This window comes from Bdellovibrio sp. KM01, from assembly GCF_013752535.1.
Classification (GTDB): Bacteria; Bdellovibrionota; Bdellovibrionia; order Bdellovibrionales; family Bdellovibrionaceae; genus Bdellovibrio.
On sequence record NZ_CP058348.1, the window covers coordinates 2,978,757 to 2,998,225 of the forward strand.

A 19,469-nucleotide genomic window follows, 5' to 3' on the forward strand; every position below is an offset into this window, starting at 1 on the left:
TATGTGATGCTTCAAGCTGAGAACTTCAACATTGCTTCAACACTCCAGGGCTAGAATGTACTTACTGGAGGACGTTATGGCTTACAGATACGAATCAAGTGCCGTCTATGAAACTAAAAGAATGCAAAACCTGACAATGCAAGAAATCACTCAGGCGATTTGGGAGTTGGGTCAAAAAGCTGACGAGTATGCGCAAAAAGCGTGTATCAGCTCTGAAAAAGCAGCCGCAGCCGTGATGAAGGCAAAACAGGTTTTTAGCAAATGACCTAAAACGTCGCGACCGTATCAACGATTTGCTTATATTGGTCGGCCTGAGTGACGGAGTAATTCATTGAACCATAGGTAAAAGTGAAAACTCCGTTTTCAGCCTTGGCGTTAAAGGAACCTGAAACACAACTGAATCCCGTTGCCGTTCGACTTTTCTGGGAATAAGGACTTGCGAAGCATTCTTTGATCGAACCGATCATAAAGCTGGATTTAGGTTTTCCGGCAAGTTGGCTTTTCAGAGATTTAAGTTTTTCAGCAACACATTTTTGACTGACGGGTGCGTTGGCAGAAACTTGTGAGCAATCCTGAGAGGCTGTGCATTGGCCGGTTTTAGTGTCAAAGACGCCGCCAAACCCCAGGCAAGCACTTTTTAGTACATCCTGATAGTTATTGCCATCACCACCGTTGCACTGACTGATCAGACGGGCCTGATTAACTGAAATCGGAAATGAAATGGTTTGCGATTTGGTTTCATGAATTAATTCCTTGTGAGGCCGGTCAAAGACGATTTCAAGGTTGGCATTTAAGGGAACCACTTCGTCAGGGGAAGCAAAGCTATGAGCGTTAAATTCCTTCCAGCTTTCTTCCGTCGCGTACAAACGCAGGGACTTTACGCTGTGTTTTTCTTGTTCTAATTTCATGCCGTTTCTGATGATGTCAGCACCGTTACCATCTTGAACATTATCCACCAACAGCGTCCCCTTCTCGTCCAAGGTTCTTCCTTTAAAAGAAGCATCACAGGACTTTCGGGTGTAGATACTGACCATGGTGTTATTCATAAGATCAGATTCGCTGAGCTTATTAGCCGCCAGAGCATTTGAATCTTTGGAAATCTTAAGCACCGTTGCCAGACCTAATGTCACCAAGGCCACCAGGGCGATAGCTGCCAACAGTTCAATGATCGAGAAACCGTTTTGCTTTATTCTCATTTTGCCCCCACGGTTATTTTCATTAAACCATCGGTTTGATATTTTATGACCAGTTCAAACAGGTATTTCGCCAAAACGGGATCTGACAAAGTGTAATTGGTTGCCCCTTGAGTGTAAGAAAATTCCGTTGGTGTTGCAGAAAAATTAGTACTACCCAGCTGACATGTGGTTTTGTCTGTGGCCACCACGGCGCCTTGTGAATTTGCAAGGCAGTCTTTGATTGTGCCTTGCAGGCCTTTCACGACGGCCGCCGTTGGAGTACTGTTTAAATCTTTCAGCTGATCAGAAAGTCCCGCCGTTAATTTATCAAAGCACTCTTTCGATACCGCCGAGTTTGCAGGAATACTGGCGCAGTCTTGCTTAAAATTACATTGTGATGTTGCGATATCAAAAACGCCGCCCAATTGTTCACAAGCGACTTGCTGGGCATTAGCCACCATATCCGCCTGAGACGACAGACACCCCACCACGACACCCGCGGCATTTAAATAGACCGGAACCGAAACCGCCAAGGAGTTTGATCTAGAAGAGATCTGTTCTTTTTGTCTTTCCAATTCAATTTGAATATCGATATTCGCAATATAATTATTGGTACCCAGGCCCGATTGCGCATCTTTGAAATGTTTCCAATCTTCTTCACGAACTTTGGCTTGCACCGTTTGCACCAACAAATCATTCACTGGCGATTTAATTCCCGGCGCCAGCAATGGCTTGTTACCCATATCCACGAACTTTTCAGCAGAGGTATTGCCGGTTTCACTAAAACTCATGTTCTTAAAATTCTTTTCGCAGATTTCAGGATTCGTTAGACTTTGCTGCCAGGACAAATTCAAATTTGCAGCGGAGTTGCGCATCTCTACTAAATTTGCGCCTTTAAAGGATGTCTGAAAGATCGCCCCCAGGGCGCCGACAAGAATCGCCACCAGAGCTAAACTCACTAATACTTCTATTAATGTATAACCAGATTTTCCACTGATGTTTCCCATGTGCATATTTCTCTTTTCTGAAACAACCAAAGTTTGATTTAGAAATATTGTTCACTTTCCGAAAAGAATAGCAGTGAGGGCCGCTCATGAAAACTGTTTCAAAACACACGTTTCCAGTGAACTCGGAGAATGGTTCGATTCTGGTCAGCGTTCTGGTGCTGTCCACTATCATGTTGGTCTTTGGATTATCGCTGATGACGTCATTGAACGACTCCTTCAATCTCAACACGCTCGCACTTACAAAAGTCAGTCAGATGAAGATCGAAGGCATGGTAAAGTCAGCACTTCAAAATGGGAATTCTTGTAACAAGAATTTTACTGATGCCGTCTTGGATCAGAACGGTCGTCTCAACTTGAGCAGTATTAAGGGACAAGCAGACGAACATTTGCTCGAGGCAGATCAGGTGCTGGGAACACGTGACTTAAAGATTACAACAATTGCTATTGAGACCGCACCCGCGGACTGGGCAGCCTATACTGCAAATAAAAATTCTGCCACGGCACCGTTGGCATTGGATGCAAAAATTCGCATTCGCTATCAAAAGCTAAAAACAACCATGGGTTCGAATCAAACTTTCACAGATATACCGTTACATTTTTTAATCGATAAAAATCAAAAAATAGTTTCGTGCGACACTTCCGATTCTGCGGGACAAACATTGTGCCTGCAATTGGGAGGAGCTTTTGATACTGCCAGCAAGAAATGCTCGTTTAATATCAATTGTGCGAATTTAAACGAAGCAATGTTGCCTTCCGGTACTTGCGTGATGAATCAGATCACGGATCTGCAAAATAGCATCGACTCGGCCGTAGAGCAGAAAGAACAAACGGAATCGAAAGAAGCTGAAATGCCGGAGGTACCAAAACTCGCCGCCTCTGCATACCCCCAACCACCGCAATGGAAATCCTGGGAAAACATGGTTAAATCTTGCGTGCAGACTCCCCAAGCCGCTAAATTCACCGGGTCGACTCTGTCATGTTCACTGGGCTCTTTTAATATCACTGCGGGTCCTACCGAAGTTAAAATGAGTATGGGAGCCATGAACTATCAAGGCGGTCCTGATGATGCGGCCTTTATCATGGACCAGGTTCGCCAGATAATTCTGACCTATCTTGCCTCGACCCAATAGAAATCCTATTCTATTGGAATCATGACGAACACATATCCATCACTTGTTTTTGGGCTAAATACCCTTTGGACTTTGCTTAAGTATTCAGCCGCATTCTTAGCCCTGGGATTCGTTCTTCATCACATTTCTATTATTCTGCGTACGAAAATTTCACAGTGGCTGGGACCGAATGCCTTCATGCTGATATTCTCTCCGGGAATCATGATTCACGAAATCAGTCATGCTGTTGCTGCTTTTCTTTTTCTTCACCAGATCGAAGACATTAAACTATTTGATTGGAAAGCCAAAGATGGTTCTCACGGACATGTGGTCAGCAGGCCACGTTCAGTCATCTGGCCTTTTAAAATTTGGATTAAGATGGGTGAGCTGTTCATCGGAATCGCCCCTTTGATCATTGGCCCACTGATCTGTGTCGCTGTTTTCTATTACTGGATTCCCGGAGGAAAAATATTTGCCCACAACCCCCGCTTTGTAAATTACCCATCTTTTTCCTGGGGATTGTTTGCTTGGTACTATTTGGTGATCGCGGTCTTTTCTCAAATGGAATTGAGCGATGCAGACCTTAAGGGAACCTGGAAAGGTTATCTTTGGATCGCGGCCAGTACAGCTATCGGCGCACTTTGCTATTATAAAATCCGTCATTTTTAAATGCAAAAGTGCGCTTGGACTATTTCAATTTTTGAATTCCGCGCGCTGACATCTCTGCATCAATCGCATCGCTCAGGCGCTTGTTGTACATCTTCCAGTTGTCTTCGAATTTAATTTCCGGGTGATCAATCTTATAGGAATTTTCTTTGGCAACGGCTGCAAAGACTGCTTCCATCATGACCGTGGCTTTTTCTTTACGATATGTTGGGCTTGCCAAGTAAGAATCCCAGATGTCGTCACGAGAGATTGAAAAGAAGTTGTGACCTTCCATATCCACATCGTGGTCGCGATGATTTTCAAAATCACGTTGCTCCGCAGATTGCTTCATGAATTTTTTATTTCGTGTATTTTGCAGATCGGTGGCGAATGCCACCGCCTTGGACACGGAATCAGATTTCCCTGTGTACATAACAGCAACGACATCTGCGAAGAATTCATTATAAGCGGTATTATTATCCCAAACCTCATAGAACTTGGTCATTAGTTCCTGGTCTTTTTGCTGCAACTCCTGAATTTCGCGAGCGACCGCAGCCATGCGATCTGTGATTTCGGCTGGCACTGGTTCATTCTTAATTTTGAACGAGTTGGCTTTATCTGAAAGCTCGTTATTCTCATTTTGCAAGCTAGCACGTTTCGCACGCAGGACTTTAACCTCTTGATAACTCTCAATAGCTTCCGTCCAACGAGGCTCCACCCGCCCATAATTTTCCATGAAAATTAAATGGCCATATTCGTGGGCAAGAATAGGAATAGAAAAATTCGGAGTCTTCAAATACTCCTTATTGTTATGTGTGCGCTTGTAGTGAACTCCCGCCACCACCGTCTTCTGAAAGGGATTCGCCGCAGGACTTGAGTGCTTCTTATAAACTAGAATTTCTGCATTTTGTGGTGTAACCAAGCCACCCAAATGTGAATTCAAATCATCGACCACTTTACGGAAGACATCGACTTCTTTGGCGGTTACTCCGTCTTCTTTGATGGTAAAGCGAACTTGCGAAGAAAAGATCTGACTGCACTGCGGCCCCTCAGCCCATGCTGATAAGGACGTCAATAGAATCAGTGTACTTCCTAAAATCTTAACTGCTTTGTTCGCATTCTTCATATAGATATTCCTTAGTTAAAAACTTTCGAACACATAAGAATATTACTTTTAGGTTCCAGTTGGCGTTTAAAAGCCTCGCCACCAGCTTTTTGGAAGCGCTCCTCTGCCATGCTGCCGCTTTGTTCTGTCAAGGTGATTCCAGTTTTCGCTTTCACTTCTTCCACTACGGCTTCAATCACTGCCGCACTGTCTTGATAGCTGACGACCTCTTTATACGAGACCACTTCATCCGGGAAAATAATCAAAGGAGCCAGATACTCGACCTCTCCCGCCAACCCAGAACTCATATTCGGGAATAAGCGACGACTGTCGATACGAACGGCAAGAATTCCACCACCCGCTTCAATTTTATTTTTACGAAACTTAGGTGCACCCACGAATCCCGCGACCACCTGAGGATCCAGACTGAATGAAATAAAGCTCGATGCCCGAGGGTCTCCCGAGTGATTCCAATACTGATTCGTAAGCAATTTCGTCGGAGCCGCATCATCAGCGTCAGCTTGTTGACGATTCGTCGTCAAAGAACGAAGACGACGAGTATAGCTGCCTTGATTCTTGGTTAAGACGGTAGAAAAGAATCCCAATCGCTCTGAACCATCGGGCAAAGTCATTCGTTGAACCTTGTCTGTCTCGTAATCAACGCCGCGAACTGCGACCACAGCATTCGTCAGATCTGGTGAACGAATCGCCTGAAGCCAGGACTTCCAAACATTCGCTTCAAAGGGCTCCATCACACTCCAAGGCAAATAGGCCTCAAGCATGTTTGCAACTCCCGCACGATCATTCTTAAGAACCAGATCATTCAGTTTCAATTCCTGCGCTTCCAAGGTATCCAGGATTCTCGACTCGGACCGATCCTTTAAAAGTTTGCGATCTTTAGCGCGCACTTCTTTAAAGGCCTGATCGACAAGTTTTTTAGTATACTCTTTCTCCGCTTCATAATTCCCCATAACCGCATCAACCTTGGCATCAAGGTTATCCGTCGCGTCGGCAAGGAATGACTTTGCATATTTCACAGAATTTACAGAATAAGAAAATCGAACTTCCTGATACTGCTTATCCGCCTGGGCTGCACGACTGCCATGTTCGGCATTATAGAAAAGCTCCATGCGCCCATAACTAGCAGAAAGGTTCATATAAACCGTCTGAATAAAAGCCATCGAGCGAACCAAATATTCAGGCTGAGTCAGCGCCACGTCATCATAACGAAGCACATAAGTAGGCCGAGAATTCTCCATAGCCATTACCACTTCAGAGTGTTTCCCACCCGAAAGCGAAGAAACCCTCTCAAGTCTCATAACCTTAGAATAAGTATTAATACGCCCAACAAACCTCTCAAGTCCCGCCAAAGCCTCAGACGGGCCAGCATGAGCCACAGCCCCGGCAAATAGGAAGCACCCCGTGACAACAACTGTCACGACCCTGCCAAAAGCTTTTGCAGAGATCCCAAGCCAATTCATTTCTATAAGCCTTTCGATCTATAGTTCCAATCCAGTGAACTGCAAAAGCAAAGGCCATACCGAAAAGTGTCTCAAAGTAAGACACTTTCTTTAGCTAATCTAATTTTCCGATTCTAAAGAAATCCACAGCAAAGCAAACTAGTTCTTCTGCGGGCTCGGATTCGCGAATTTTTAAACGGGCATCACGAATCATATGGCTGATGGTATCGCGAATATTTTGATAGTCCTCATTCGCCAACGATACCACCGAGGAATAATGGAGATCTTCTAGCTTAATTCCATTATCAACACTGTTCATAGTCAGCATGCGATAATTAGAATGATTACGAACTTGCATCGGCGAATTCCATTCTAAATGCAGACGGCTGTTACCGAAAGTGATCTGGCCGTCTTTGTCCTTACGAACCAGATCTTTCGCCAATAAAAACTCCAAAACATTTTCCACCAAAGAAATAGAAAGCCCCAGCCTAAGCGCGATCGTCTTGGCATTTCTCAGCGAGGGCAACGTCGCCGCGATGTGAATCACAGAGTAATACCAGGCACTGTAATAGATCTGTTGATCTTGTTCCGACAGGACATGGGTGATGTCGGATTTTACTCGCTCTTTCATTCCCAGTTCTTTCGCGGTCTCAACTTGCTTCTTCAGTCGTGCGCGAAGATTCGCTGAGCCAGCGCGAGCATAAGCCACCATCAATAAAAGATAATCTGTTTCTGATTCTGAAAGTTTCAAATAGGCGGCAAGGTCCAACGCCTGCTCACTGCTAAAATTTAACTCTCCGGAAATCACCTGTGATAAAAATGATGTTTGCGTGCGCAGCGCTTTCGCCATGGCTGACAAAATGCCCCGCCCCTTCATGGGATGGGCTTCAATCCACTTCTGCAGATATTTTTTGTAGTCTTTAAATGAATAGATACTGGGTAAGGATGTTTCACTCATACCCTGTTTTCGGCAGAAATCTGCTTAAAATGAAGGTCTGGACTTAATCAGCCGGGACCAATTTTACCCTTAATTATCAATAACTTACATATCAACTGGCGAGTAGCTTAAACATTCACCGACATCTTTCAAAAACTCCACCTGGATGCAATGCATTATTTCACGCTAAAACCCGTCCAACACAAATAAGACCTTAAGGAGGTTGATATGAAAAATGTATTGTTGACGGCTACTCTGTTATTGATCGGCACTGCTGCTTTCGCTCAAGATGCTGCCCCAGTGGCCAGCTGCATGTTGCACGAGCAAGATCTAGCTACCGGTAAAGTGATTCAGGATAAATTCGTTGAGTTCACTAGTGCTGACAATAAAAACAATCCAAAAATCCCGGTTAATATTTTCGAAGTTCAGGGAACTAAAGTCAGATTTGAATACGCTCCATTTCAAGATGTGAAATATGTTGTTCTAAAAGCCTACGTCGGTGCCACAGTCATTTCGACAAGCGGTAAAAATAAAGCCCAGATGATTATTGAAGATGGAAAATTTGTGACATCCATCAACTGCCAATAGCTGAAAAATACTGATACCGGCAACATTTTGAATTTCGATTGCCGGTATCTGTCACTGTTTCAAGTTGAGACAGCCACTGACTCCAGTTTTGAACCCAGGCGGCATTAGATTTGCTCATATTATCTCTCAGGAGTACCTATGCAAAATTTAAAATCTCCGACCGCGATTCTAGTGCTTTCACTTATCACCTTTAATGCATGGGCTGCAAGCCTGGTAACTCCAGCTAAAAATCCTCCCAAGGTCATCTACTCCAGCAACGGTAAAAATTCACAATCAATTGTGCCCAGTACAGAACCTACGGAAAAAGACTATGAAGATATGGTTCGCAAAGAGGGCATAAAACCATCGGCAGCTTTGGCTCAAGGCGGCGACTCTGGCGGAGGCGGCGGCATGGTTGTTGTGTCCGATGGCATGGTAAAGCTCGTGGATCTGATCAATCCAAACGAAAGATTTTTAGATCGCATCAAGAGAATGTCTCCTGCAGAGTACAATGAATACATCAATGACTCCGTTTATCGTGATCAAGGCCCTTTGCGTTCTTTGGGACATATTGGACTTTTCAGCGAGGTCTTTAGCAACTCGCTAGCGGCCTTGGAAGAAAGCTACTCGGAATTTCCGCTATTCGCTTCACTTGCTTATAACCGCTGCTGGTCCCTAACCACGACGACATTCTTCTTTGATCCAAGAATCAAACTTGGCGCTAAAGCCAATGAAAATAATTTTTACTCCCCAAGACTTCCCCGTCATATTCAGGAGCCCGCGGCCTATTTCTTTGGAAATACCATTATTCTTTCCGCCCGCTTACTGGATCTTATGGATGCGCGCAATTTAAAGGCTCTGGGTATACATGAATGCCTCAGAAATCTGAATGGACAGGCCCTTGATGTTGGCCTTAACACATCCGAGATCGAGGCCGTCACTCGATATTATATGAAGGTCACTCTACCTGGGGACCCCGCATTGGTTGCATCCGCGAAAGCCAAAACTTTAAAGCCCAAAAACGTTCCGTGGATTCGAAATGCCCTGCGCATGGGCGCCGCTCGATATGAAATATCTTCGTTGCTGAAACGACTTCAGAACGGTGACTCGAGCGTTACTGATCGCGAGATCGAGAAGTGCGGCGAACAATACAAACAAGCAAAAAAAATAGTACAAGAAGATATGATTCACCAAATAACGATCGAGCAAGACTGTTATTTCCGACTGTTCGCAAGCCTTGAAGACAATCGCCTGCGATGGAATAAGAACTTACGAGAACTCAATCAAATGTCCATCAACGACATTATCCAAGCGCACACGGTGCTTTTGCCGAAATTCTGCAAATAAAAAAAGCCCGGTTTCCCGGGCTTTCAACAACAACTAACATGTCAAATCTAGCAACAAACTTATTTAGCTGCTTGTTTCGGCGTCGCCGGTAAGGCTTTGCCGTCTTCAAGCTGAATCAGATCTAGAAGTACATTCGTCGCCTCTTGGATATCTGCGCGCTTCAAGTACTCTTCGTTCTTTTTCGCTTTGCTTGCTACTTTTTTGGCTTTCTCTTTTTTCTCTTTTTCGTTTTTATCTTTTAGCACTTCGCTCACACGGATCACTTTTCCGCGGGCTTTAGCTTTGTTCAACTCATCCACGATCTTTTTGAAATCGTCAGATTTCGCCACACGCTCAGAAGATCTTTCAGACAAAGTTTTCAACCAGTCTGTTTTAACTTCTTTCCATGTGCCAGGGCCTTCCTTAACGTAAGCATCTGGAGAGATGAAGGATTCAATTGTTTTCGGTGGCAAAGAGTAATCCATGTATTTCTCACCGATATCATCAGTCGAGAAAGGACCTGGAAGAACCACATCGGCATCAACACCGCGGTGCTGAGTCGATTTACCAGATGGAACAAAGAACATACCGACTGTTACTTTGATTGCGCCCAAGTTGTTCGGGATCGGCAATACAGATTGAACAGAACCTTTACCGTAAGTGTGGTCACCACCAACGATCACGGCACGTTTATAATCCTGCAAAGTACCAGAAACGATCTCAGAAGCGGATGCAGAGATACGGCTTGTCAGAACAACCAATGGTCCCGCCCAGTCAACTGTCGCATCTGTATCACGAAGAGCGGCTTCGGCACGGCCTTCATTTTTAGAAGATTGTTTCACCACGTTACCTGTTTGGAAGAACAAACCGGCAATTTTAACGGCGTCTTCAAGCGAACCACCACCGTTATTAGAAAGATCCAGCACCAAGCCGTCAGCTTTCTTTTCAACTGCTTCTTTGATCAATTTCTTCATGTCAGCTGCAGAAGATCTGCCACCGCGACGAGAATCCGCATAGAAGCTTGGGAAATTCAGGATACCGATTTTTTTCTTTTTACCTTCAACTTCTTTTTCGATGAAAGTCAAAGAAGCTGCTTCGTCTTCAAGATTTACTTTTTCACGAGTCAAAGTAACATCGAAACGTTTTTTGCCTTCACCTGCTTTACGCAAGATCGTCAAACGAACTTTAGTGCCTTTGTCACCGCGGATTTTCTTAACAACATCTTTCAAATCTTGATCGATGACGTTTTCCATTTGGCCTTTTTCCTGACCAACAGCGATAATTTTATCCTGCGGTTCGATCAAGCCAGATTTTGCAGCAGCACCACCTGGAACCAGGGCTTCAACTACAGTGAAACCGTCTTGGGAAGAAAGAGTCGCCCCGATACCTTCCAAAGAAAGACGCATTTGGATTTCGAAATCCTCAAGAACGTCTTTAGAGAAAAAGCTAGAGTGTGGGTCCAAACCTCTTGCGAAAGAATCCAAGTAACCTGACAACAGGTCATCTTGAGAAGTTTCTTGCGTACGTTTCACCGCGCGCTCGTAGTTTTTCTCGACATTCTTTTTCGCTTCTTCCAACTTCATATCCGTTGCAAGATAGTTGCCGATTTGGAATTGGATGTATTTTTTCAAATACTCATTGGCTTCATCAGAATTTTTAGGCCATGGTTTTTTATCCGGATCGAAAGCGAACTCTGTCTTTTCGTCGAATTTAAAATCTTTACCCAAATATTTCTTGGCAAAGTTCGCGCGGTCTTGAACTCTTTCAAGAACCAACTTTTGGGCTTTGTCCAAAAATGTACAATCTCTGTTTTTGGTTTTTTCAAAAACATTCGCCATGTCTTTTTTGATGCTATCAACATCGGCTTGAGTCAGATAAATTTTGGAAGGATCCAAACGTTTCAAATATTGTTCAGTCACGCGGGTTGCAAGATCTGCATTGCGATCAGAATATTTCACGTGATTTGCCAGGAACCCCTGCTCGATGACGGAGATATAACGACACTCCAAACCGTCTTTTAATTGTGCAGTGGCAACTGACGTGATAGCGAGAGACCCCGCAACAACTAAACCCTTTAATCCCTTTGAGATTGAACTCATGATGGTCCTTCCTTGGCTCTCGGGCGAGAGCGTCCTAATCACTTAAGATTAGCAGGATTTTTTTCCAGAGCATTCAATTTGTGTGAGAGTTCAAAAATTTAGGACTGTAAGATTGTTTAAGACTTACGTCGGTCTTCTTCAAAAAAGGACAGTTGGGAGAGATCCTCCACTTTTTGACCTTGGAGTCCGCCCACTTTGACTTCATGTTTGATGAAACTGCCATGCTGAGTTTCGATCATAAAGAACGACATCTCCGGGAACCTCGCCTTAAGTCGAGTCATCTCCTCGACGATGAGTTCGATGTTCTTAGGATCATCATCAGACATCCCAAATCGGTGATGAGCGTTATACCCATAAATCTCGATGGCTTTTTCAACACTGGCTCTGATAGCACGCTGTTTTAGCTCAGCCGTGCCCTCAGTGAAGTTAATGTCACCCAGCAAAGTACGAGTCGGTTTATGACTGACCGGATACAAGCTTAAGTAATTCGGCTCCAGAGGCAAAACTTTGTTTTTGACGAAAACCTTAATCCCCTCTTTTAGAGTATCAGGGTGATGGCCGCGAGCCGTTATCACAGATAGAGGCCGCTGATTGAACGTCGCGTGATAAAAACATTCCCAGGAAGGACCCTTCCATTGAAAGTCAGGGAAACCCAAAGCCGCGGCAACGTCTTGAACAAAGACCTGGCTTTTACCGGCAAGTTTTTCCACGTCAGAAATACTATGATCACGGAAATTGCGGAAGGTACCTGTCACATCACAGAAGTCGATTTCAAATTCACCATACACACCGCTTCTGCCAATGGTCGCATTGTGCTGGGCAAAATCTCCACTGGAGATATGCTGTTCAGCGCGGGTTTCCTTATGGAATAAAATCAATGGCGTGGTTAAGAAAGCGATGTTGTCATCAAAGTCGAAGAAGTAAAAACTGCGGCCGCCCAGATGAAAGTTTCTATCTTTCTCTGGAGTACGATTTATTCCTAAATCGAGTTGGCCTTTTCGTTTTTGATCTTCACTCATGGAACACATTCCTCTTACGGGCTTCAAAATTTACCAAATAAATCGAAGCGACGAAAGAGCCCTGCACAATTTTCTTTTTTACCAGGACTGTGACTACTTGTTAGACAGAGCAAAGGGCCCTGTCCAGTCAGAGTTTGGTTAGGAGGCCAAGCTTACATCTCCTCAAAAGCCCCATCGGCTTTTTTAGAGTCCTTTGGGGAAGGATCTTGGACACTTGCAGGTTCTTTGGTCGTAGCGGCGGCTGGCTTAACGGGCTCCTTAGGAGTTACATCTTTGCCGGTCGTTCCCCACTCGCCACGGCACTTTTTCAACGCATCGTCCATCGACGACAAAGAGGTCTGCTTGGCAGTGACTGCGCAGTTCACCACTTCAGGATAATCCCCAGAGCAGAGCTTTTCAGCATCCGCCGAGGAAATCGAAAGGGAGCGGGCCCGGATCGTCGTCACGCACTGCTGCTGAGACTGCACTTGAGCCCAAGAAAATTCGGCTGCCGTCAATAAAAGGACCATAACCAGTATTTTCATATTTCCCTCTACAGATGACTTTAACATGGGCTTTATTTAGGTTCCACTGTCGTTAGCGCAATGATCTTGTCGATTTCTTCTTTGGGCTGAGCTCCGTGCAAAGCAACCCCATTTACCAGAATAACCGGCGTTCCAGTAAAACCCATCTTCTCAAATTCAGACATATCATTTTTGACGATCATTTGAACTTCTGTGGAAGTGATGTCTTTCGCCACTTTCGCCATATCAGCACCGGCTTTTTTAGCCATCTGACGGATAAAATCTACGTTCTTAAGACTTTTTTGGTTTTCAAAAAGCAGGTCATAGAACTTCAAAGCTTTCGCACGGTCTTGTTTAAAGATCGCTTCAAAGTAATAAGCTGCTGGTTCTGCCATGGGATGGAAACTTAAAGGCATGTGTTTATAGTACAACTGAACATTGCCTGCATTTTCTTTCATCACTTCTTTGATAACGGGATGAGACATCGCACAAGCAGGACATTGAAAGTCAGCGTATTCGACAATCGTGATTTTCGCTTTGGCCGTTCCGGCCAGGCGACGTGAATCTGACAACGCAGGCTTCAACGGATTTAGAATCTGTTGCTCCTGTTGCTTTTTCATTTCAGACATTTGTTTTTGCTGTTGATTTTGTTGGGCTTTGCGAGCCGCTTTATTCACAACTTCAATGAACTGCTCTGGGTTGTCTTCAATCACATCAAAAACCGCTTTGGGATTTTTCTTTAAATAGTCAGCAATCTGCTTATCGCTCGTAGCACAGGCTCCCAATACTGACATCATCCCCAAAAGTATCATTTTTTTCATACCGCAACTCCCCTACTTTTTTATTCGCACTTATTTGATTCAGGTTGAACTTGTAATAACTTTTCAATAACCAACTCGTGTTGGATTTGCATGCACACCATTTCCGAGGGATCCAAAGGCTTTTGAATCTGCAGAGAGGCCCAGGATTGATTCACTCCCAAAAGCCACAAAAGCAACATCGAAAAGCTTAACGCCCATTTTCTTTTCGCTGGAGGGACGCTGACAGTTTCTCCAATATTTTTCAAGCGCGCCTGCATTTGCAAAAACTCTGCAGAGGCACCCGAAACAAATCCGGGCAAGACAAATGACGGTTCCCGCATCAACACCAACAAACACTCCGCATAGGCCTTGGGATTTAATTGATATCTTTCAATCGCAAGTTCATCCGTCGCCATTTCCGTATACAACTGGTACTGACGATGAAAGACCTGCATTAAAGGATTAAACCAACACAAACGCAGGCAGATGGTCTCTAGCAAGTTCCAAAATCCATCGCGGCCCTGCACATGAGTGAATTCATGGGCAAGGACGTGCTTTAAATGCTCTGGGTTCTGGGCGACATACACCGGAACAGAAACCCGGCCCCTGGTAAGGCCATAACTTAACGGCGCCATCTGATTGGACGTTAGAATGAAACCACCACGATCCTCTAAAATTTCATTTTTTAAAACACTTATAAACTGACGGTGACGATATAGATCATGTCCAAACCATACGCCAAAACCCGCGCCCCACAGCAGTCCTAAAATTCGGGTGACACCCATCGAACCCTGGGATTTTACAAACTGGCTAAAACAGCCCAACTCCAACCCCTGATCGAAAGACATTAAGATCACCGCAAATGAAACCATCGACAGCAAAAACGCCGCTATCGTGATTCGCGACCACTGTCTTAAAAACTTTCCGCGCAATCCCTTAAAGGCAATAGTGCCCAAGGAAAAGGAACCGAAAAAGAAGATCGAACTTAAGCTTAAAACCACCAAAAGTTTCCACAGAAAATCCAACGTGCTCATGATCTACTGCCTTTGTTGGATTTATCAAAATCTGCGACGATCGCACGCAGCTTATCGATTTCCTCGGCACTAAGTTTTTTCTGACCGGCAAAGTAGTTAATCAAAGGAGAAACAGATCCACCCAGGGTACGCTCGACGAACTCTGTCACTTTCCCCTTCATGACTGTTTGCGCTTCGATTTTCTCTGAATATTTAAAAATCCCATCGACTTTAGTGCGAGTCAGAAAGCCCTTCGTACGCAGACGCTCCATCACTGTCAGGATGGTCGTTCGCGCCAGACCCTTTTGCTTTTCAAAATGATCGGCCACCTCACGTACCGAAAGATCTCCGTGTGTGGAAATGTAACGAAGAATTTCAATTTCTTGCTCACCTAAGCTGGGCAGTTTCTTCATGGAGACCTCGCTGACTACAATCGTAGTCTAGCGAAACTACAGCTGTAGTCAACTAGCTTAAAAGTCCAGTTTCATCTTGATACAAAAGACATAAAAAAAGCCGCTGTTTTGGCAGCGGCTTTAAATCAATTACTTTTTAGCTTTTCGAGTGACGACCTTTTTAACTCCCAGAGCTTGGGCCTTGTCTTTCGCGGACTCAGCACTCTTCAAGGATTTCTTAGGTGCGGCTGGCGCTTCCTTGGCGGCTTTCGTCGCAGCCTTAGGAGCCTTCGCTGCTTTCGGAGCAGACTTGGCCTTACCTTTACCTTTAGAGCCCTTCGCAGGACCCTTCTCGTTGATCAAGCCCACTGCTTGTTCCAATGTGACTGTTTCAACAGTCGTACCCTCTGGCAACGAAGCGTTGACCTTACCACTCTTAATGTAAGGACCATAAGGACCATTGAAAACTTGAATCGCATCACCCGTCTCTGGATGAGCACCTAAATCACGAAGTGCCGCCGCTTTACCGCGACCTTTCTTAGGCTGAGCCAACATTTCCATCGCGCGTTCGAAGGTAATAGTCAAAACGCTTTCACCCTTAGGGATAGAACGATAATCGCCATCATGAACAATGAATGGACCAAAACGACCCAAGCCTGCCTTGATGTCTTTTCCTGTGCCCGGGTGATCACCCAGGCTGCGCGGCAAGGACAACAGATCCAAGGCCGTTTGCAAATCAACCTGCTCCGGCTGCATATTCGGTGGAAGTGACGCACGTTTTGGTTTGTCGTTTTCAGGTGATACATCACCCAATTGAACATACGGACCATAACGACCGCTCAAAACATAAATCGGCTCGCCTGTTTTAGGATCTTTACCCAAAGCATCGGCACCATTGATTTTTTGATCGATCAATTTTTCTGCGATTTCAGGCGTGATATCCGCTGGTGATTCATTATCTGGAACCGATGCGCTGACGTCTTCGCCATCACGTTGGGTTGTCAGGTACGCACCATAACGGCCGACGTGGAATTTATATTTATCCATGCCTTCCAAGGACATTGTACGTGCTTCATCGGGATTGATTTTTTCTTCTTGGCTATCAACCATGGCACGCAAACCTTTAGGGCCTTTGTAAACGGAGGCAAGATAGCTTTCCCAATCCAATTCACCGTCTGCAATATTATCCAGGCTTTGTTCCATTTCAGAAGTAAAGCCCAAGTCCACATACTGAGTCAGATAGCTGCTCAACAGTTTCGATACGATCATCGCCGTGAATGTCGGAATCAATGCCGTGCCACCCTTACGAACATATCCGCGATCGATGATAGTACCGATAACAGATGCATACGTTGACGGACGACCGATGCCTTCTTTCTCCATCGTTTGTACAAGGCTTGCCTCGGTATAACGAGCTGGAGGTTTTGTTTCATGAGAAGTTGGGTCAAGTTTAGTGCACTTCACAGAGTCTTTGACTTTAAGTGCCGGCAAACGCACTTCGCGTTCTGCCAAATCTGCTTCTGGATCGTCAGAGCCTTCAACATACGCACGCAAGAAACCTGGGAATTCGATCGTCATACCAGAAGCACCAAAGATCGCATCACCTACAGTGATTTTTGCGCTGACTTGTTTTTGACGAGCATCAACCATTTGCGATGCAATCGTACGTTTCCAAATCAAATCGTAAAGTTTGAACTGATGACCTGTCAGACCCGTTTCGTCTGGATCTTGGAACTGTGTGCCCGCGGGACGAATCGCTTCATGGGCCTCTTGGGCACCTTTTACTTTTTTAGCAGCGTAAGTGCGCGGCTGAGGCGTTAAGTACTCTTTGCCATATTTTGAAGTGATACAATCGCGGGACGCACTGATCGCCTCATTAGACAAGAACGTCGAGTCCGTACGCATATAGGTGATGAAACCTTGCTCGTACAGCTTTTGCGCAACCTGCATCGTTTCACGAGCAGACAAGCCCAACTTACGATTCGATTCCTGTTGCAAACTTGAAGTGATGAACGGCGCTGCCGGTTTTCTAAACGTTGGTTTTTCCTCAACATCAGAAACTGTCCATGGACCTGATTTCAAATCAGCTGAAAGTTTTGAAGCTTCTTTCTCGCCCAGAACCAAAACATCTTTACCAGCCGTCAGCTGACCCGTCAGACCATCAAAGTCTTTACCCGTCGCCACACGTTGCTGTTTGAATTGCTGCAAACGAGATTCGAAGTTCACGCCATCTTTCGACAGCTCCGCCAACACACCCCAGTAAGCAGACTTTTTAAAGCGGATGCGTTCTTGCTCACGTTCAACGATCAAACGCACCGCCACAGACTGCACGCGACCCGCTGACAAACCGTAAGCCACTTTCTTCCAAAGAAGTGGAGAGATCGTGTAACCCACCAGTCGGTCGAGCACACGGCGCGCCTCTTGGGCACGGACCAGGTTGAAGTCAATCTCACGCGTGTCTTTCAACGCTTTTTGAATCGCATCTTTAGTGATCTCGTGGAACACCATTCGTTTTGTCGGAACTTTTGGTTTTAGAACTTCAAGCAAATGCCAGCTGATAGACTCCCCCTCGCGGTCTTCATCGGTCGCGAGATAGAGCTCTGAGGCTTCGTCGAGTTTGTCTTTAAGGTTTTTAACGACTTTCGTTTTGTCCTTAGGGATGCAATAAAGAGGTTCAAAGTTTTTATCAACGTTGACCCCAAGCTGCGCCCACTTTTCTTTTTTTACTTTTTCAGGAATGTCTTTTGCGGATTGAGGCAAATCGCGGATGTGTCCCATGCATGACTCAACAACGTAGTCTCTTCCCAGAAACTTACGAATAGTTTTTGCCTTTGTCGGTGACTCCACGATGACGAGTTTGATTCCGTCGGATGCCGCGTCAGTTTTTTTGGCCATGTACCCAGCCCTTCATCCGGCTTGTAACCGGGATATAATATATAGACAAAACATGAATGCTGAACCCTCATTAGGCAAGTCTGAATTTTGACAACCAGTACCAAAAGCAGATACCTTGTGAGGATGAAACCAATTTCAGCATTCACCTCATCCCTCAAATATTTGCTCACGGATATCGACGACACTCTGACAGATGAGGGTCTTTTAGGAGCAGAAGCCTATGAAGCGATGTGGGCATTGCACGATGCTGGAATAAAAGTCATCCCTGTCACAGGTCGCCCTGCCGGCTGGTGTGAAATGATCGCCCGCGTGTGGCCTGTCAGTGGCATCATCGGTGAAAACGGCGGTTTTTATTTCCGTTATCATGGCAAAAAAATGCACCGCCATTTTTTCTTTGACGAGGAAACACAGAAAAGCAACCGCGCAAAACTGAATTTGCTTGAAAAAGAAATCCTTCAAAAAGTACCAGGCAGCGATTTGGCCAGCGATCAATTCTGTCGCATGATGGATCTGGCCATTGATTTTTGTGAAGACGTTCCGGCACTGCCAAAAAGCGAAGTGCAAAAAATCGTGGATATTTTTAAGGCCCACGGCGCACAAGCCAAAGTCAGTTCCATCCACGTCAACGGGTGGTTTGGTTCTTACGACAAGCTTTCCATGTCTCTTAAATTTCTGCAGCAAGAGTTCGGTGTCTCGGCCGAAGATTCCAAAAAATTCTGCGGCTTTAGCGGCGACTCCCCTAATGACGAACCCATGTTTCAATATTTTCCAAATAGTTTTGCCGTGGCAAACATTCAAAACTTTGTTGATCAAATCAAATTTCATCCCACATATGTGGCTCAGAAACGTGGTGGTTTGGGTTTCACAGAAATTGCCAGTGCCATTCTGAAATACAAATGATTATTGCGCCTAACTAACCCTCCTTCGCCAAAGCTTCGGCGGGCCGGACGGTGATTGAAATCTGAACATCCATCGAGTCCTAGCCTTTGGTCTAAAGCTCCGGAATTCTTGAACCGATAGGACTTCTATTGGAGAAAGGAGTTTTCCATGGTCAGCGCACAGGCACGTCAGTACATCGCTAACAAATTGGAAGAACAAGCCAAACAAAACTGGCTTTTTAATCATCTCAAATTCGAAGGGGAAGTTTCGAAGCAGGGACCCAACCGTGTGTACGGTTTCGCCGATGTCCATATCACACTGAACTCTAAGGGTGAGTTGTGGGTGGAAAGTCCGAAGTATCGCAACTTCATTTCAGCGGACAGCTACAACACCGCCAAGGAGGCTGTGGATCTACTGTACAATCAGCTGCGATACATTGATGACAATTACGATCGCCTGCAAAGCAATCCCGAGATCTGGGTCAAGAAAGGCCTCTTCTCCCGCATCAAGAATCGCTTTGCCTCGTAAACGGTTGCTG

General features: G+C 45.2%; 19 protein-coding genes. 7 read left to right on the forward strand and 12 right to left on the reverse strand.

The annotated features are described in order from the left end of the window. Nucleotides 1-76 precede the first annotated feature (76 nt). The gene (locus HW988_RS14430) at nt 77-265 is read left to right on the forward strand and encodes a hypothetical protein (RefSeq protein WP_181604915.1); all 189 of its coding nucleotides are present in this window, start codon (nt 77-79) and stop codon (nt 263-265) included. A 1-nt stretch (nt 266) separates the two neighbouring features. Here HW988_RS14430 and HW988_RS14435 read toward each other — a convergent pair whose 3' ends face one another. Further along, complete coding sequence (locus HW988_RS14435) at nt 267-1,196, reverse strand: prepilin-type N-terminal cleavage/methylation domain-containing protein (RefSeq protein WP_181604916.1); 930 nt, start codon at nt 1,194-1,196, stop codon at nt 267-269. Beyond that, the gene (locus HW988_RS14440) at nt 1,193-2,182 is read right to left on the reverse strand and encodes a type II secretion system protein (RefSeq protein ID WP_181604917.1); all 990 of its coding nucleotides are present in this window, start codon (nt 2,180-2,182) and stop codon (nt 1,193-1,195) included. Before HW988_RS14440 ends, HW988_RS14435 begins: the two co-directional genes overlap by 4 nt. A gap of 86 nt (nt 2,183-2,268) precedes the next feature. On the opposite strand from HW988_RS14440, the gene HW988_RS14445 reads away from it, so the two are divergent. Beyond that, nucleotides 2,269-3,312, forward strand: a complete 1,044-nt coding sequence (locus tag HW988_RS14445) for a hypothetical protein (protein ID WP_181604918.1) — start codon at nt 2,269-2,271, stop codon at nt 3,310-3,312. A 21-nt stretch (nt 3,313-3,333) separates the two neighbouring features. Continuing rightward, entirely contained in the window at nt 3,334-3,960 is a 627-nt protein-coding gene (locus tag HW988_RS14450; RefSeq protein WP_220128751.1) for a hypothetical protein, read from the forward strand. Between the two features lie 19 nt (nt 3,961-3,979). On the opposite strand, the gene HW988_RS14455 is transcribed toward HW988_RS14450, so the two are convergent. The 3 genes from HW988_RS14455 to HW988_RS14465 form a co-directional block, all read right to left on the reverse strand. Next, on the reverse strand, nt 3,980-5,062 hold the full coding sequence (locus tag HW988_RS14455; protein WP_181604920.1) for a hypothetical protein: 1,083 nt from the start codon (nt 5,060-5,062) through the stop codon (nt 3,980-3,982). 11 nt (nt 5,063-5,073) lie between these two features. After that, entirely contained in the window at nt 5,074-6,522 is a 1,449-nt protein-coding gene (locus HW988_RS14460; RefSeq protein ID WP_220128752.1) for a hypothetical protein, read from the reverse strand. A 94-nt stretch (nt 6,523-6,616) separates the two neighbouring features. Beyond that, nucleotides 6,617-7,459, reverse strand: a complete 843-nt coding sequence (locus HW988_RS14465; RefSeq protein WP_181604922.1) for a TIGR02147 family protein — start codon at nt 7,457-7,459, stop codon at nt 6,617-6,619. A gap of 207 nt (nt 7,460-7,666) precedes the next feature. Here HW988_RS14465 and HW988_RS14470 point away from each other — a divergent pair, with 207 nt between their 5' ends. Together HW988_RS14470 and HW988_RS14475 are read left to right on the forward strand one after the other, a co-directional pair. Continuing rightward, nucleotides 7,667-8,026 carry a hypothetical protein gene (locus HW988_RS14470; RefSeq protein WP_181604923.1) on the forward strand — a complete coding sequence of 120 codons (360 nt, stop codon included), beginning with the start codon at nt 7,667-7,669 and terminating at the stop codon, nt 8,024-8,026. Between the two features lie 138 nt (nt 8,027-8,164). Continuing rightward, nucleotides 8,165-9,352, forward strand: a complete 1,188-nt coding sequence (locus HW988_RS14475) for a hypothetical protein (RefSeq protein ID WP_181604924.1) — start codon at nt 8,165-8,167, stop codon at nt 9,350-9,352. A 59-nt stretch (nt 9,353-9,411) separates the two neighbouring features. Here the strand turns inward: HW988_RS14475 and HW988_RS14480 are convergent, their stop codons facing one another. The 7 genes from HW988_RS14480 to topA all read right to left on the reverse strand — a co-directional run bounded on the left by HW988_RS14480 (nt 9,412) and on the right by topA (nt 18,052). After that, a complete protein-coding gene (locus tag HW988_RS14480) occupies nt 9,412-11,430 on the reverse strand; it encodes a S41 family peptidase (RefSeq protein WP_181604925.1) in 2,019 nt (672 codons plus the stop codon). Between the two features lie 116 nt (nt 11,431-11,546). Next, a complete protein-coding gene (locus HW988_RS14485; RefSeq protein ID WP_181604926.1) occupies nt 11,547-12,449 on the reverse strand; it encodes a hypothetical protein in 903 nt (300 codons plus the stop codon). 152 nt (nt 12,450-12,601) lie between these two features. After that, nucleotides 12,602-12,973: a hypothetical protein gene (locus HW988_RS14490; protein ID WP_181604927.1), complete on the reverse strand. Its 372-nt coding sequence runs from the start codon at nt 12,971-12,973 to the stop codon at nt 12,602-12,604. A 32-nt stretch (nt 12,974-13,005) separates the two neighbouring features. Then, a complete protein-coding gene (locus tag HW988_RS14495) occupies nt 13,006-13,773 on the reverse strand; it encodes a thioredoxin domain-containing protein (RefSeq protein ID WP_181604928.1) in 768 nt (255 codons plus the stop codon). 20 nt (nt 13,774-13,793) lie between these two features. Then, nucleotides 13,794-14,786 carry a M56 family metallopeptidase gene (locus HW988_RS14500; RefSeq protein WP_181604929.1) on the reverse strand — a complete coding sequence of 331 codons (993 nt, stop codon included), beginning with the start codon at nt 14,784-14,786 and terminating at the stop codon, nt 13,794-13,796. Further along, on the reverse strand, nt 14,783-15,178 hold the full coding sequence (locus HW988_RS14505; RefSeq protein WP_181604930.1) for a BlaI/MecI/CopY family transcriptional regulator: 396 nt from the start codon (nt 15,176-15,178) through the stop codon (nt 14,783-14,785). Before HW988_RS14505 ends, HW988_RS14500 begins: the two co-directional genes overlap by 4 nt. Before the next feature lie 129 nt (nt 15,179-15,307). Beyond that, nucleotides 15,308-18,052, reverse strand: a complete 2,745-nt coding sequence (gene topA / locus HW988_RS14510; protein WP_181604931.1) for a type I DNA topoisomerase — start codon at nt 18,050-18,052, stop codon at nt 15,308-15,310. A 123-nt stretch (nt 18,053-18,175) separates the two neighbouring features. On the opposite strand from topA, the gene HW988_RS14515 reads away from it, so the two are divergent. Both HW988_RS14515 and HW988_RS14520 read left to right on the forward strand, forming a co-directional pair. Further along, nucleotides 18,176-18,952 (forward strand): HAD family hydrolase, encoded by a 777-nt coding sequence (locus HW988_RS14515; protein WP_181604932.1) that lies wholly within the window; start codon nt 18,176-18,178, stop codon nt 18,950-18,952. 147 nt (nt 18,953-19,099) lie between these two features. Further along, on the forward strand, nt 19,100-19,459 hold the full coding sequence (locus HW988_RS14520; RefSeq protein WP_181604933.1) for a hypothetical protein: 360 nt from the start codon (nt 19,100-19,102) through the stop codon (nt 19,457-19,459). Nucleotides 19,460-19,469 lie beyond the last annotated feature (10 nt).